The sequence below is a fragment of the Priestia aryabhattai B8W22 genome (genome assembly GCF_000956595.1).
In the GTDB taxonomy this organism is placed as follows: Bacteria; Bacillota; Bacilli; order Bacillales; family Bacillaceae_H; genus Priestia; species Priestia aryabhattai.
Map to the genome: position 1 here is coordinate 1 of NZ_JYOO01000041.1, position 14,311 is coordinate 14,311.

Here is a 14,311-nt window from a genome sequence, read left to right on the forward strand (position 1 = left end):
ACTTCTTTCTGCACTTTTTTTTATTATAAAAATCTTTTCTAAGAAATCTTTAGCACGCTTGCTTTTAGGCGCTGAGAAAAATTCCGCCGGAGGCGCATCTTCAACAAGCACACCGCCGTCTAAAAACAGCACACGATCCGCTACTTCTCGTGCAAATCCCATTTCATGCGTTACAATGACCATCGTCATTCCTGTTTCCGTTAGCGACTTCATTACATCTAGTACTTCTTTTACCATCTCTGGATCCAATGCTGAGGTTGGTTCGTCAAACAGCATCACTTTCGGCTCCATTGCCAATGCTCTTGCAATAGCTACACGCTGCTTTTGACCGCCCGATAAGCGATTTGGAAACTCGTTGGCTTTTTGAGCAAGTCCAACTTTTTGAAGTAATTCTTTGCCTTTAGCAACAGCTGTTTCTCTTGACACGCCTTTTACCGTCATCGGAGCATACGTCAAATTTTCAAGCACGGTCATATGTGGAAACAAGTGAAAATGCTGAAATACCATTCCTACATTTTCACGCACACGCATAATGTTTGTTTTTTTATCTGTAATCACTTGACCGTTAATTGAAACTAATCCGCTCGTCGGTTCTTCAAGCAGGTTCATACAGCGTAAAAAAGTAGATTTACCAGAACCAGAAGGGCCAATAACGGCTACGACTTCTTTTTCCTTAATCGTAGTTGAAATACCTTTTAAAACTTCATTCTTACCAAATGATTTGTGTAAATTTTCAACGTTAATCACCTTTTCTCATTCTCCTCTCGACTGCTTTACCAAGGAGCGTTAAGCCCATTACCATTACATAATAAATCAACCCTGCAAAAATTAACGGTTCAAGGTAGGCGAATTTTTCTCCCCCTACAATGTAAGCACGGCGCATAATGTCGAGTGCTCCAATAACTGTAACGATAGCTGATTCCTTTGTTAATGTAATGAACTCATTCATTAAAGCAGGTAAAATATTTTTAAGTGCCTGTGGCAAAATAATTTGTCCCATCATGCGGCGATAAGGAATTCCTAACGCTAATGCCGCTTCACGCTGTCCTTTATCAACAGCTAAAATACCAGCGCGAATAATTTCAGATATATATGCTGCAGAGTTTAGCCCGAACGCAGCAACGGCCGCTGGAAACGGGGCAATATCAAACCCAAGCAGCTGAGGCAACCCAAAGTATATTAATAATAATTGCAGTACAAGCGGTGTTCCGCGAAACACGGACGTATATGCATCCGCAAACCATTGAAGAGGTTTATTGCGGCTGATTTTACATAATGATAAAATAACTCCCAGCACAAACCCTAAAATTGCTGAAGCTAGGACTATCTGTATCGTTACCCCTATCCCTTTTAAAATATAAGGCATAGAAGGCACGATTTGCGAAAAATCCAAATTCATGCCTAGTTCCATTCCTCTCTAACTGTCATTCTTATTTTTGATCGTCAAACCACTTAACGATTAATTTATCTAATTCACCATTTTCTTTCATTTTCTTTAATTCACGGTTAAAGTCATTCGTTAGCTTGCTGTCTTTAGGAAACGCAATTGCTGATCCTTTGTTTGAATCTGAGCGTCCTGTCTCAGACATTTGCAAGCTTTTGTCTTTGTTCACATACCCTTTTGCTACTGTATCTTCAATAATCGCTGCATCAATACGATTTGATTTCATTTCTTGAATTAGTTCTGGAATACGGTCACGCGTTGTTACATTTACTCCGTCAACTTCTTTTGCAATTTCTTTTGCTTCGTCTGCTTGAATAGAAGAAGTTTGTACACCGACTGTTTTTCCTTTTAGTTCTTCTGCATTTTTAATTGGCGCATCTTTCTTCGATACAATCATGTTTTTTGCTTCATAGTATACGTCTGAGAAGTCCACGTTCTTTTTACGTTTTTCAGTTGGCGTCATACCGGCTAAAACTAAATCGACTTTATTAGATTGTAAAGCTGGAATTAATCCGCCAAATTCCATATCCTTTACCTGTACGTCATAGCCTAACTTTTTACCGATTGTTTTTGCTAAATCTACGTCAAATCCGATTGCTTCACTATCACCTTTTGCCGTATCAATATATTCAAATGGTGGGTAATCCGCTGATGTTCCCATTACGAGTACTTTTTTATCTTTGCCGTCGCTGCTTGCTCCGCCGTTAGACGTTCCTTCTCCTGCTCCGCATGCAGCTAAAACGCCTGCTGTTAAGAGACCAATTGCCGTTACTGATAACCACTTCTTCAATTTCATCTTCGTTCCCCCTAGTTTATTCTTTACGTTATTTTTTAAAAATTAATAATATTATGAAATAAGTTTTTTGCTATTGCAAGTAAATGTCGAAATTTAAATATATATTCATATAAATGTATTTTAACACAACATTATAAATATGCAATATCTTTTTTAAATATAAGTTTCACTATTTGAAAATACCTTTTCTCAACATTTTCCACTCGTTAGAAAGTCTGCATAAAAATAGGTAAAAAAATGCATAAAAAAAGAAGCCGTTCAAAACGGCTTCTCTCTTACACTTCTTCACAGTGCTGTTCGAATGCTTCTTGCAGCTTCATCACAACTGACATTGGCTCATGGCCTTCAATTTCGTGACGCTCTACCATTGTGATAATTTTTCCGTCTTTTAATAAGGCGAAAGACGGCGATGAAGGCGGATAACCTTCAAAGTATTCGCGTGCACGTGCAGTTGCTTCTTTATCTTGCCCAGCAAATACTGTAACCAAGTTTGTTGGACGTTTATCATAATGTACAGCGTGCGCTGCAGCAGGTCTTGCAATACCTCCTGCACAACCGCAAACTGAATTCACCATTACAAGCGTTGTACCAGGCTGTTTAAACGTTTCATCTACCGCTTCAGCCGTCGTTAATTCTGTATAACCAGCAGCTGTAATTTCTTTGCGGGCTTGACGAACAACGTCGTTCATAAACAAGTTAAAATCGATATTCATTTTCATACCTCCCTTTTGCTATCTATTCTTTATCATAGCAAACGAAAACTAAAAAGGCGATTGCTTTGACTCATTTTTTCTTGGTAATCAAGATTAAACAAGAAAAGAAATGGCAATACTATTTTTACAGCTAGAAAACCATACTCTTAACTCCCTAGTGTAGAAGGATCCGTATAAAGTGCAGGATCCTTTTTTATATTTCTTTCATCGCCTGCTGATAGATTTTAATCAAGTGTTCGAAAGCTTCAGCCATTGTGGCATCTCCCGTCATCATTTGTTTTTCAACATCCCCTAATGTTTGCTTAACTAAAGGATGTTCATAAAATGATTCTTGCAAATATTCATTAACACTTGCCTGTAACCATGCCTTCATTTGCTTTTGTCTTACTGCATAAAACAGATCTTTTTTATTCATCCATTCCTTATAGTCACAAATTATCTTCCACAAGTTTTGAAAGGATGCTTCTTCATAAGCAGAAGTTGTGATGACCTGTGGTTTCCATCCTCCGGAATGACCATGAAGAAAACCGATGACACTTTTGTATTCTTTTGCAGTCACTTCTGCTTTTAGGCGGTTATCTCCGTCTGCTTTATTTACACAAATCAAATTAACCCATTCAAGCAGCCCTTTTTTAATTCCTTGCAAATCATCTCCTGCTCCGGTTAAAGCAAGCAGAACAAAGAAGTCTACCATCTCTTTTACTATCATTTCACCTTGGCCAACACCCATCGTTTCGACAAATATGATGTTATACCCAGCCGCTTCACAAAGAAAAATGGCTTCTCTCGTTTTAAGATGAACACCTCCAAGCGTCCCTTGAGAAGGTGAAGGACGGACAAAAGCGTTCTCTTGTTTGGCAAGCAGCTCCATTCTGGTTTTATCTCCTAAAATACTTCCTCCAGACAAGGTACTGCTTGGATCGACTGCCAAAACTGCAACGGAATAGCCATTTTTGCATAGGTACGATCCAAATTTGTCAATCAGCGTACTTTTTCCTGCTCCTGGTACACCTGTAAAACCAATGCGCACTGAATGCCCCGTATGAGGATAGATTTCTTTAATCAGCTGTTGTGCTATTGCTTTATGCTTCAGCGCTTTACTTTCAATTAAAGTAATGGCTTGAGCTAACGCTGTTCTTTTCCCTTCAAGCAGCCCTTGTTTATAATCTTGTACCGTTTTTAATTTCACCAATTGTCTTCACCAACTATTCTTCTAACCGTTTCTTTATTTCATGTAAGACGGAAACGGCCGCTTTTGGGATTACTGTTCCAGGTCCAAAGATTGCAGAAGCGCCGTGTTCTAAAAGAAATGAATAGTCTTGTTTAGGAATAACGCCTCCGACAATAACAACGATATCGTCGCGCTCTAATTTCTTTAACTCATCAACAAGCTGCGGCAGTAACGTTTTATGCCCGGCTGCCAAAGAACTTATGCCAATCACATGTACGTCGTTTTCTACAGCTTGCCTTGCTGTCTCTTCAGGCGTTTGAAATAAAGGACCAATATCCACATCAAATCCAAGGTCAGCAAAGGCTGTTGAAATCACTTTCGATCCTCTATCATGACCGTCTTGCCCCATTTTCGCAACTAAAATTCTTGGGCGTCTTCCTTCTTCCTCTAAAAATTCAGCCGTGAGCTCTCGAACTTCTTCGATTTGATCTCGATGCACAAACTCCGCACTGTATACACCGCTCACTGACTTAGAAGTAGCCTGATGTCTTCCAGCCACTTTCTCAATAGCTTCTGAAATTTCACCTAGTGTAGCTCTAGCTCTTGCAGCTTCAACCGCAAAAGCAAGGAGATTTCCTTCACCTGTTTTGGCACAAGTGGTCAGTCGATTAAGCGCTTCGATTACCGCTTGTTCGTTACGTTCACTGCGTATTTTCTTTAACTTTTCCAGCTGCTTCATTCGAACTGCTGTGTTATCAATATCAAGAATATCAAGCGGTTCTTCTTGCTCCGGCTGAAACTGATTCACACCTACAATAATTTCTGCCTGGGAGTCTATTCTTGCTTGTCTGCGCGCAGCTGCTTCTTCTATTTTCATTTTAGGTACGCCTGCTTCTATTGCTTTTGTCATTCCGCCGAGCTGCTCTATTTCTTCAAGGTGCTTCCACGCTTTTATCATTAATTCATTCGTTAATGATTCCACGTAATAAGAGCCTCCCCAAGGATCAATAACGGAACAAATCTCCGTTTCATTTTGCAAATAAAGCTGCGTATTTCGGGCAATTCTAGCTGAAAAATCAGTTGGAAGAGCAATTGCCTCATCCAATGCGTTTGTGTGAAGCGACTGCGTATGACCTGACACTGCAGCCAAAGCTTCTACGCATGTTCTAATAATATTATTAAATGGATCCTGTTCCGTTAAGCTCCATCCGGACGTTTGAGAATGCGTTCTAAGAGCTAGAGATTTAGGATTATCCGGCTCAAACTGCTTCATTAGTTTTGCCCACAGCAGCCTCCCTGCTCTCATTTTCGCTACTTCCATAAAATAGTTCATTCCAATTGCCCAGAAAAAGGATAGCCTCGGAGCAAATGCGTCGATTGTAATTCCCGCTTTCAAGCCGGTTCGTACATATTCAAGTCCGTCTGCAAGCGTATAAGCAAGCTCTAAGTCTGCTGGAGCACCTGCTTCTTGCATATGATAGCCTGATATACTGATACTGTTAAATTTCGGCATGTACTCCGCTGTATATTTAAAAATATCCGCAATGATTCGCATTGACATCTCAGGAGGATAAATATACGTATTGCGCACCATATATTCTTTTAAAATATCGTTTTGAATGGTTCCAGCCAGCTTTTCTTTTTTTACGCCTTGTTCTTCAGCTGTTACGATGTAGAAAGCTAAAATAGGAAGCACCGCCCCGTTCATCGTCATTGACACGGACATTTGATCAAGCGGAATCCCTTCAAACAGCTGCTTCATATCAATCATTGAATCAATTGCCACGCCTGCTTTCCCTACATCTCCCACAACTCTTGGATGATCAGAGTCATAGCCGCGGTGGGTAGCGAGGTCAAAAGCAACAGACAGCCCTTTCTGTCCAGCAGCTAGGTTTCGGCGGTAAAAGGCATTGCTTTCCTCCGCCGTTGAGTACCCTGCATACTGTCTAATAGTCCAAGGCCGATTCACATACATCGTTGCATACGGTCCTCTCACAAAAGGCGGAATACCAGGTGCAAAGTGAATAAAGTCGAGGTTATCTCTGTCTTTTTTTGTATATAATGATTTTAATTCAATTTGTTCATTTGTTTGAAAAGCAGTGAATGAACTTTGAGTCACGTCATCTTCTCTTTGCTGCTTTGAAAATGATAATGGAATATTAGAAAAAGAAGGCTTTTTATACATGAACTTCTACCTCCAAAGCACATAATAACTTCTTAACGCATTGAATAACATTCGTCTTAGGATGTATGACGCTCATTACACCTTTTTGCTGCCACTGCGTTTTGCGTGATACATGTTCTTCTCCCACTACGTACACATAAACCGAATCTTCCTCAAAATAAGCCATCGCTTTTGTTAAGAGCTTTTCTACGAGTTCATCACTTCCACAGATCACATATGCTTCGTGCTTTTGTTCATTCATCCAATCTGCTATCTCGACATAGGAATCTATGTTTTTAATTGTTTCACACGCAAAGCCTGCGCTTTCAAATAAAGACCGGGCAATCTCAGATTTTTTACGGCTGCTAGGATCGGTGAGCTCCATAATGCCAATGCTCATTCCCTTTGTATAAACCCGTATTTTTTCAAACTTCTCTGCTGCTCTCCACTTAGTGAGCGGCACAACACTGTCAGGCTGTGACTGCTTCGCCATTTGTTTTAGCATCCATCCTGCTGTTACCCCTTTGGATGCTAGCTTTGTATAGTCCTCTAGCAAAAGATTTGATGAGAATTCCGAAGCGTTCTGGTCGCTGTATTTGTTCATTTTTCTTTCTTCTTTTTTAGACAGAGTGTTTTTTATCTCTTCGGATGCAACGTGTTGCTTAGGAGCATAGTGGGTGACTCCGATCAAGCGCTCAATTCGGCACTCTATATCTCCTTGTCTTTTTACTCTCATTTGTTCAACTTCATCTTGAATTCGCCCTTGTTTTAAAGCTTCTTCCATTCCGCCGTGGTCTTCAATGTTGCCAAATAACTCCCAAGCTTTTGTCATTAATTCATGTGTGTAAGCTTCAACGTACCAAGAGCCTCCGGCAGGATCCATTACTTTTGATATATGTGTTTCGTGCTGCAAAATTAAGTGAGTATTACGAGCAAGGCGATGAGCGAACTGAGAAGATGAGGATGTGACGGAATCATATGGTTCAATATGCAGACTATCCGCTCCTCCTACAATAGAAGCAAATGCTTGAACCGTGCTCCTTAATGCATTTGTATACATGTCTTCTTTAGACTGTGTAAGATGTGACGTTTCCGTATGAATAAACGGCACTGAAACGGCCGTGTCATCAAAAGCACGAACCACATTTGCCCAAAGCATACGAAAAGCACGAAGTTTTGATATTTCCATAAATAAATGTGAACTAACTGAAAAAGAAAAGGTCATGTGAGGTAAAACTTGATGCAAGGACAAACCGCGTTTCATGCATTCATCAATATACTGCACTCCTGTAGCAAGCATATAAGCTAGTTCTTGAACAGCATTTGCCCCGCTGTTATGGTAAGGAATGCTTGATACAATGATTGTTTTGAGCTCTGGAACATTACTGTGAGCCAAACGTGTTGCGTAAGCTAAATGATCGTATAAATCTCGAGTAGAAAGTGGAACTCTCCCGTATTCAGCAAGGGTGCCGAGCGGATCCATTCCAACTGTACCTGTTAGCTGTCTCATATCAAAGTTATGATCAACACAGTATGCTTTTAGAAACGAAAGAAGTGGAACAGATGTACATCCCGTATTTAAAAATAAAGGCACAGCTTCAAGAGCTACATGCTGAAACAAATGAGCAACATCCTCTAAAGTAGAAATTGTAGCGCCTGAGGCTACTTCAGCTTCAGTTGCTTCATCCACGTCTTTTCCTTGCCTCATTGCTTCACTGCACGTAAAAGCGGCCGTATTTTGTCCATTTTTCAAACTGTGTAAAAGAAGTTTATTGCTTTCTTTAATAGAAGGTAAGTCGATTTTTTGGGTGATTTCCCATTCCCCTAGTATGTATGATTCTTTACCGGCTCCTCTTAAATAATCTATTCCCGTCGGACTCTGCTGCAAGTAGTCTAAATGTGCCGTATCACTTTCAAAATAAAGCGGTTTCAAAAAGATGTTTTCTAACGTTTCTTTTGAGCCGAGCGCGGTGTTTTTGCTAACTTCCTGTGCCCAATCTTCTTTAGGTGTACGTGTAAATTCATGAAATGATAATGTATTTGTTTTCATTTCCATGCCCCTTTACAGTTAATAGCTGCCTGCTAGACCTAGATGATTACACTTTGAAGTTTGATGATTCTTCTTTTATTTTAATACATCTTTTACAAATTGTTCAATCATTGCTTCAAAATAAAAAAGCAAATGGAGAAAGCTCCATTTGCTTTTTTTTAATAGACGGACGTATTCTCTTTAGACGTAGATTCTAAAATCTCTTTAACTCTTGCCAAGAATCTGCCGCACACCAAGCCGTCTAACACGCGGTGATCAAGTGATAAACATAAATTAACCATATCTCGAACAGCAATCATGTTATCAATAATAACCGGGCGTTTTACAATAGATTCTACTTGTAAAATAGCCGCTTGCGGGTAATTAATAATCCCCATTGATTGCACGGAACCAAATGAGCCTGTGTTGTTAACAGTAAACGTTCCGCCCTGCATGTCTTCAGACTTCAATGAACCCGTACGAACTTTTTGCGCGAGCTCTGTAATTTCACGCGCAATGCCTTTGATTGTCTTTTCATCGGCTTGTTTAATAACCGGCACAAATAAAGCATCATCTGTTGCAACAGCAATGGATACATTAATATCTTTTTTCTGGACAATACGGTCTCCTGCCCACATTGAATTCATTTGAGGGAATTCTTTTAAAGCTTGAGCCACTGCTTTTACGAAGAACGCAAAATACGTTAAGTTAAAACCTTCTTTTTGTTTAAACTCCGCCTTTAATGAATCACGATAAGAAACTAAGTTCGTTACATCAACTTCAACCATTGTCCATGCATGCGGAATTTCATGTTTACTTCGAAGCATATTTGCTGCAATAGCTTTACGCACGCCTGAAACAGGGATTTCTTGATCTCCTGCTGCAGACACAACCGGCGCGGGCTGCTTCGTTTTCGGAGCAGCTGCCGCTACGGGTGCTTCTGGCTGAACTGTTGATGCAGGTGTTTCTTTCACTTCAGCAGCTCCACCTTTTTCAATAACAGCTAAAATATCTTTTCTTGTAATGCGGCCGCCCGCACCTGTTCCTGTCACGGTATCTAAATTAATATTATGCTCTTGTGACAGACGCATAACAGCTGGAGAGTATCGGCTTTTATTGGATTGACTGTCCGCTGTTTTTGGCGCTGATTCTTCTACGGTCTTATCAGACGTTTCCTGTTCTTTTTGAAGTACAGTTCCTTCTACTTCAATTAAACAAATCACTTCTCCCACGGGTAAAGTATCATCTTCACCTGCAATTAACTCTTTAATTGTTCCACTAAAAGAAGAAGGCACTTCAGCATTTACTTTATCCGTCATGACTTCAGCTAAAGGGTCGTACTTATTTACGTGATCTCCAACAGAAACGAGCCATTTGCTAATTGTACCTTCTGTTACACTTTCACCGAGCTGCGGCATCGTAATTTTTTCAATAGCCAATTGATACAACTCCTTTTAAAATTCAGCTAATTCTCTCATTGCTTTTTCTACTTTATCTGGATTCACCATAAAATATTTTTCCATTGTTGGTGCATACGGCATAGCTGGAACATCAGGGCCAGCAAGGCGCTGAATTGGCGCGTCTAAATCGAATAAGCAGTGTTCAGCAATAATAGCTGCTACTTCGCTCATGATGCTGCCTTCTTTGTTGTCTTCCGTTAAAAGCAGTACTTTACCTGTTTTAGAGGCTGCTTCAATAATAGCTTCTTTATCAAGCGGATAGACCGTTCTTAAATCTAAGATGTGTGCTGAAATACCGTCTGCTTCCAGTTTTTCAGCAGCTTGAAGAGCAAAGTGTACACAAAGACCATATGTAATAACCGTGATGTCGTCTCCTTCTCTCTTTACGTCTGCTTTGCCAATCGGAAGTACATAATCATCTTCAGGGACTTCTCCTTTAATCAAACGGTAAGCACGCTTATGCTCAAAGAAAAGAACTGGATCATCATCACGAATAGCTGCTTTTAATAATCCTTTTACGTCATAAGGCGTAGAAGGCATCACAATCTTTAACCCTGGCGTATTGGCAAATAGTGCTTCAACAGATTGAGAATGATAAAGAGCACCGTGAACTCCGCCGCCGTAAGGAGCTCGAATTGTAATCGGACAACTCCAATCATTATTAGAACGATAGCGAATTTTTGCTGCTTCTGACACAATTTGATTGACTGCAGGCATAATAAAATCAGCAAACTGCATTTCAGCAATCGGACGCATACCGTACATTGCTGCTCCGATTCCTACCCCCGCAATGGCCGACTCTGCAAGAGGTGTGTCAATAACTCTTTCTTCTCCGAACTGCTCGTACAGCCCGTTGGTTGCTTTAAATACGCCGCCTTTTTTCCCTACGTCTTCTCCTAATACAAACACGCGGGAATCTCTTTCCATTTCTTCACGAATGGCCATTGTTACTGCATCAATATATGAAATAACCGGCATATGTTCTCCTCCTTACTCACCGTACACGTATTTTAAAGCTGATTCCGCTTCTGCATAAGGAGCGTTTTCAGCATAATCTGTTGCATCATTAACGATATTCATAATATCATCAAGCATTTGTTTTTCTCGTTCATCGGTTAACACGTTAACCTCTTTTAAATAAGTCGCAAAGTACGCAAGCGGATCGCTCTTTTTAGCTTCAGACAATTCTTCTGCTCCGCGATATGCACGATCATCGTCATCACTTGAATGGGCAGTCAAACGTTCTGAAACAGTTTCAATAAGAGTAGGTCCTTCTCCTCTGGATGCACGATCTCTTGCTTCTTTTACCACTCGGTATACTTCAAGTACGTCGTTTCCATCGATTGTGTAGCCTGGCATGCCATATCCAATCGCACGATCAGATACTTTTGCGCATCCTAGCTGTTTTTCAACCGGAACAGAAATCGCATACTTGTTATTTTCACACATAAAGATAACAGGAAGCTTATGAACACCTGCAAAGTTCGCGCCTTCGTGGAAATCTCCTTGGTTAGAAGATCCTTCTCCAAACGTGACAAACGTGACTAAGTCTTTTTTCTCCAATCGTCCTGCTAAAGCGATTCCTACTGCATGAGGCACCTGTGTTGTAACTGGAGAAGATCCTGTTACAATTCGCTTTTCCTTATGGCCAAAGTGACCTGGCATTTGACGACCTCCTGAGTTTGGATCTTCTGCTTTAGCAAACCCAGAAAGCATTAAATCGCGGGCGGTCATTCCAAATGCTAGCACAACACCCAGATCGCGGTAATAAGGTAATATGTAATCATTCTCTCTGTTTAAGGCAAAAGCTGCGCCAACCTGAGCGGCTTCTTGACCTTGACATGAAATAACAAAAGGCACCTTCCCTGCACGGTTTAACAGCCACATACGCTCATCAATTTTTCGTGCAAGCAGCATAGTGCGGTACATTTCAAGTACTTGTTCATCAGTTAATCCTAATGATTCATGACGGTTTTTTGTCATGTTTAAACCTCCTTTAATCATCAAAAATGAATCGCTTTTCCATCTACAGCTAATGAAGCTTCTCCCATCGCTTCTGAAAGGCTAGGGTGAGGATGAATGGTATGAGCAATTTCCCATGGTGTAGCATCCAATACCTTTGCAAGACCCGCTTCAGAGATCATATCCGTCACGTGAGGTCCAATCATATGCACACCAAGGACATCATTTGTGTTGGCATCAGCAATAATTTTAACAAATCCCTCTGCCTCTCCATACACAAGAGCTTTTCCAACGGCCTTAAACGGAAACTTTCCAACCTTCAGCTGAAACCCTTGCTGTTTGGCTTCTTGTTCTGTTAATCCTACACTTGCTGCCTCCGGGCTGCTGTATACGCATTTAGAGATTGTTCTATAATCAATCTTCAAAGGCTTTTCACCGTGTAAATGCTCAACAGCTACAATTCCTTCGTGAGAAGCTACATGTGCAAGCTGCAGTCCGCCAATCACATCTCCAATTGCGTAGATATGAGATTCTTTCGTTTGATAGAAATCATTCGTGGCAATCACACCGTTTTCTACTACAATATCGGTATTCTCGAGACCAATTCCTTCGACATTCGCTTGACGCCCTACAGATACAAGCAGCTTTTCTGCTTCATATTCTTGCATATCGTCTCCTACTTGAGCCGAAATTTTTACCTGACCATCAATAGACAGTGTATCAGCCATTACTTTAGCAGAAGTAATAATAGTAACTCCTTTTGCTTTTAAAAGCTTCGTCATTTCACGGGAGATATCTTGATCTTCTGTTGGTAAAATTCGATCGCTGTATTCAACAACCGTTACATCAACATCAAAATCTGTGAGCATTGACGCCCATTCAATTCCGATGACGCCGCCTCCCACAATAATAATAGAAGCAGGAAGTGTTTCCATCTTTAATGCTTCGTCTGAAGTGATTACTTTCTCTCCGTCAATCGTTAAACCAGGTAATGTTCTAGGACGAGACCCTGTTGCGACAATTACATTCTTTGGAATAAGCATTTCGTTTTCTTCACCGCTTTTTAATTCGACGGAGATGGTTCCTGGCATAGGAGAAAAGATAGAAGGTCCTAAAATACGTCCAATCCCTTCATATACGTCAATTTTACCTTTTTTCATTAGCTGTTTGACACCATTATGTAACTGTGAAACAATTTCTGACTTTCGTTCTTGTACACGTGCATAGTTCAATAGTACATTGGACGTTTCTACGCCAAATTCACTGCTTTTCTTAGCCGTTTGATAGACTTCTGCACTTCTTAGTAAAGCTTTGCTTGGGATACAACCTGCGTGCAGGCATGTGCCGCCTAACTTATTTTTTTCCACAACCGCTACTGATAGACCTAACTGAGAGGCACGAATAGCTGCTACGTACCCTCCGGTTCCACCGCCGAGAATGACCAAATCATATTCTTTTGCCACACTGCTTCACACCTTTCTGCAAACGCTATTAAGCGCCTTTATATTCCTTCACTTCTTCTTCACCTGTAAGCACTCGGAGAGCCCCTTCTGCTAGCGCTTGAAGCTCATTTTCTCCAGGATAAACAATGACATCTGCAATCCACTTTACATGATTAATAATCAGCTCAACAAAAGCCTTTGAATAAGCAATGCCTCCCGTTAAAATAATGGCATCTACTTTTCCATACAAAACCGTACTGGCAGCTCCAATTTCCTTCGAAATTTGATAAGCCATTGCTTCGTAGATAAGCTTAGCTTTTTCGTTTCCATTTTTCACTAACTCTTCGACTTTCTGCACGTCAGATGTGCCCAAATAACCGACAAGCCCGCCTTTTCCTACAAGCATTTTCATAATCTCCTCACGGTAATACTGACCTGAAAAGCAAAGACGAACTAATTCACCAACCGGTACACCGCCAGCGCGCTCTGGACTAAAAGGACCGTCACCGTGCAGACCATTGTTCACATCAATTACTTTTCCGCGTTGATGGACTCCAACTGTAATGCCTCCGCCCATATGGGTAACAATAACGTTCATTTGTTCATATGTGCTGTTCATTTCTTTAGCCACTTTTCGAGCAACCGATTTTTGATTCAGCGCGTGAAAGATGCTTTTCCTTTCCATAAAAGGAGTTCCAGAGATACGAGCGATGTCACTTAGCTCATCTACCACCACTGGATCAACAATGTACGCTGGAATATTTAATCCAGACCCAATCTCAAACGCTAAAATCCCGCCTAAATTTGAAGCATGATGGCCGGCATAACCGTCTTTTAAATCTTTGAGCATGGCTTGATTTACTTCGTATGTGCCGCCTTCAATGGGGCGTAAAAGCCCTCCTCTTCCACATACTGCACTTAATTTAGATAAATTAATCCCTTCTTCATCAAGTGCCTCTAAAATCGAATTTTTACGGAACTCATACTGTGCATATATCGTCTCAAACTGATTCATTTGCTGTGAATCGTAGCGGATTGTTCGATCAAAAATTGGTTTATCGTTGTGAAACACGCCAATTTTTGTGGACGTTGAACCCGGATTTATTATCAGCATTCGATATTCGTGCATA

12 protein-coding genes are annotated in these 14,311 nt (G+C 40.7%); all 12 read right to left on the reverse strand.

Annotation, left to right across the window (positions count from 1 at the left end; translation table 11 throughout):
• Positions 1-747 (reverse strand): amino acid ABC transporter ATP-binding protein (locus N178_RS22610; RefSeq protein WP_045295065.1); only part of this gene is annotated, 747 nt, incomplete at its 3' end.
• Positions 740-1,399, reverse strand: a complete 660-nt coding sequence (locus N178_RS22615; RefSeq protein WP_013059114.1) for an amino acid ABC transporter permease — start codon at positions 1,397-1,399, stop codon at positions 740-742. The genes N178_RS22615 and N178_RS22610, both read right to left, overlap by 8 nt.
• A gap of 31 nt (positions 1,400-1,430) precedes the next feature.
• The gene (locus N178_RS22620; RefSeq protein ID WP_372451795.1) at positions 1,431-2,234 is read right to left on the reverse strand and encodes a transporter substrate-binding domain-containing protein; all 804 of its coding nucleotides are present in this window, start codon (positions 2,232-2,234) and stop codon (positions 1,431-1,433) included.
• Between the two features lie 281 nt (positions 2,235-2,515).
• Entirely contained in the window at positions 2,516-2,953 is a 438-nt protein-coding gene (locus N178_RS22625; protein WP_013084970.1) for a BrxA/BrxB family bacilliredoxin, read from the reverse strand.
• A gap of 193 nt (positions 2,954-3,146) precedes the next feature.
• The gene (meaB, locus tag N178_RS22630) at positions 3,147-4,142 is read right to left on the reverse strand and encodes a methylmalonyl Co-A mutase-associated GTPase MeaB (RefSeq protein WP_045295069.1); all 996 of its coding nucleotides are present in this window, start codon (positions 4,140-4,142) and stop codon (positions 3,147-3,149) included.
• 16 nt (positions 4,143-4,158) lie between these two features.
• The gene (gene scpA / locus N178_RS22635) at positions 4,159-6,309 is read right to left on the reverse strand and encodes a methylmalonyl-CoA mutase (RefSeq protein ID WP_045295071.1); all 2,151 of its coding nucleotides are present in this window, start codon (positions 6,307-6,309) and stop codon (positions 4,159-4,161) included.
• Positions 6,302-8,338 carry an acyl-CoA mutase large subunit family protein gene (locus N178_RS22640; RefSeq protein WP_045295073.1) on the reverse strand — a complete coding sequence of 679 codons (2,037 nt, stop codon included), beginning with the start codon at positions 8,336-8,338 and terminating at the stop codon, positions 6,302-6,304. Before N178_RS22640 ends, scpA begins: the two co-directional genes overlap by 8 nt.
• A gap of 158 nt (positions 8,339-8,496) precedes the next feature.
• A complete protein-coding gene (locus tag N178_RS22645; protein ID WP_045295075.1) occupies positions 8,497-9,756 on the reverse strand; it encodes a dihydrolipoamide acetyltransferase family protein in 1,260 nt (419 codons plus the stop codon).
• Positions 9,757-9,771: 15 nt separating this feature from the next.
• The gene (locus tag N178_RS22650) at positions 9,772-10,755 is read right to left on the reverse strand and encodes an alpha-ketoacid dehydrogenase subunit beta (RefSeq protein ID WP_045295076.1); all 984 of its coding nucleotides are present in this window, start codon (positions 10,753-10,755) and stop codon (positions 9,772-9,774) included.
• Between the two features lie 12 nt (positions 10,756-10,767).
• Complete coding sequence (locus tag N178_RS22655; RefSeq protein WP_013084976.1) at positions 10,768-11,760, reverse strand: thiamine pyrophosphate-dependent dehydrogenase E1 component subunit alpha; 993 nt, start codon at positions 11,758-11,760, stop codon at positions 10,768-10,770.
• A gap of 20 nt (positions 11,761-11,780) precedes the next feature.
• Positions 11,781-13,202 carry a dihydrolipoyl dehydrogenase gene (gene lpdA, locus N178_RS22660; RefSeq protein WP_045295077.1) on the reverse strand — a complete coding sequence of 474 codons (1,422 nt, stop codon included), beginning with the start codon at positions 13,200-13,202 and terminating at the stop codon, positions 11,781-11,783.
• 28 nt (positions 13,203-13,230) lie between these two features.
• Positions 13,231-14,310 carry a butyrate kinase gene (gene buk, locus N178_RS22665; protein ID WP_375156313.1) on the reverse strand — a complete coding sequence of 360 codons (1,080 nt, stop codon included), beginning with the start codon at positions 14,308-14,310 and terminating at the stop codon, positions 13,231-13,233.
• Between the last annotated feature and the right edge of the window lies 1 nt (position 14,311).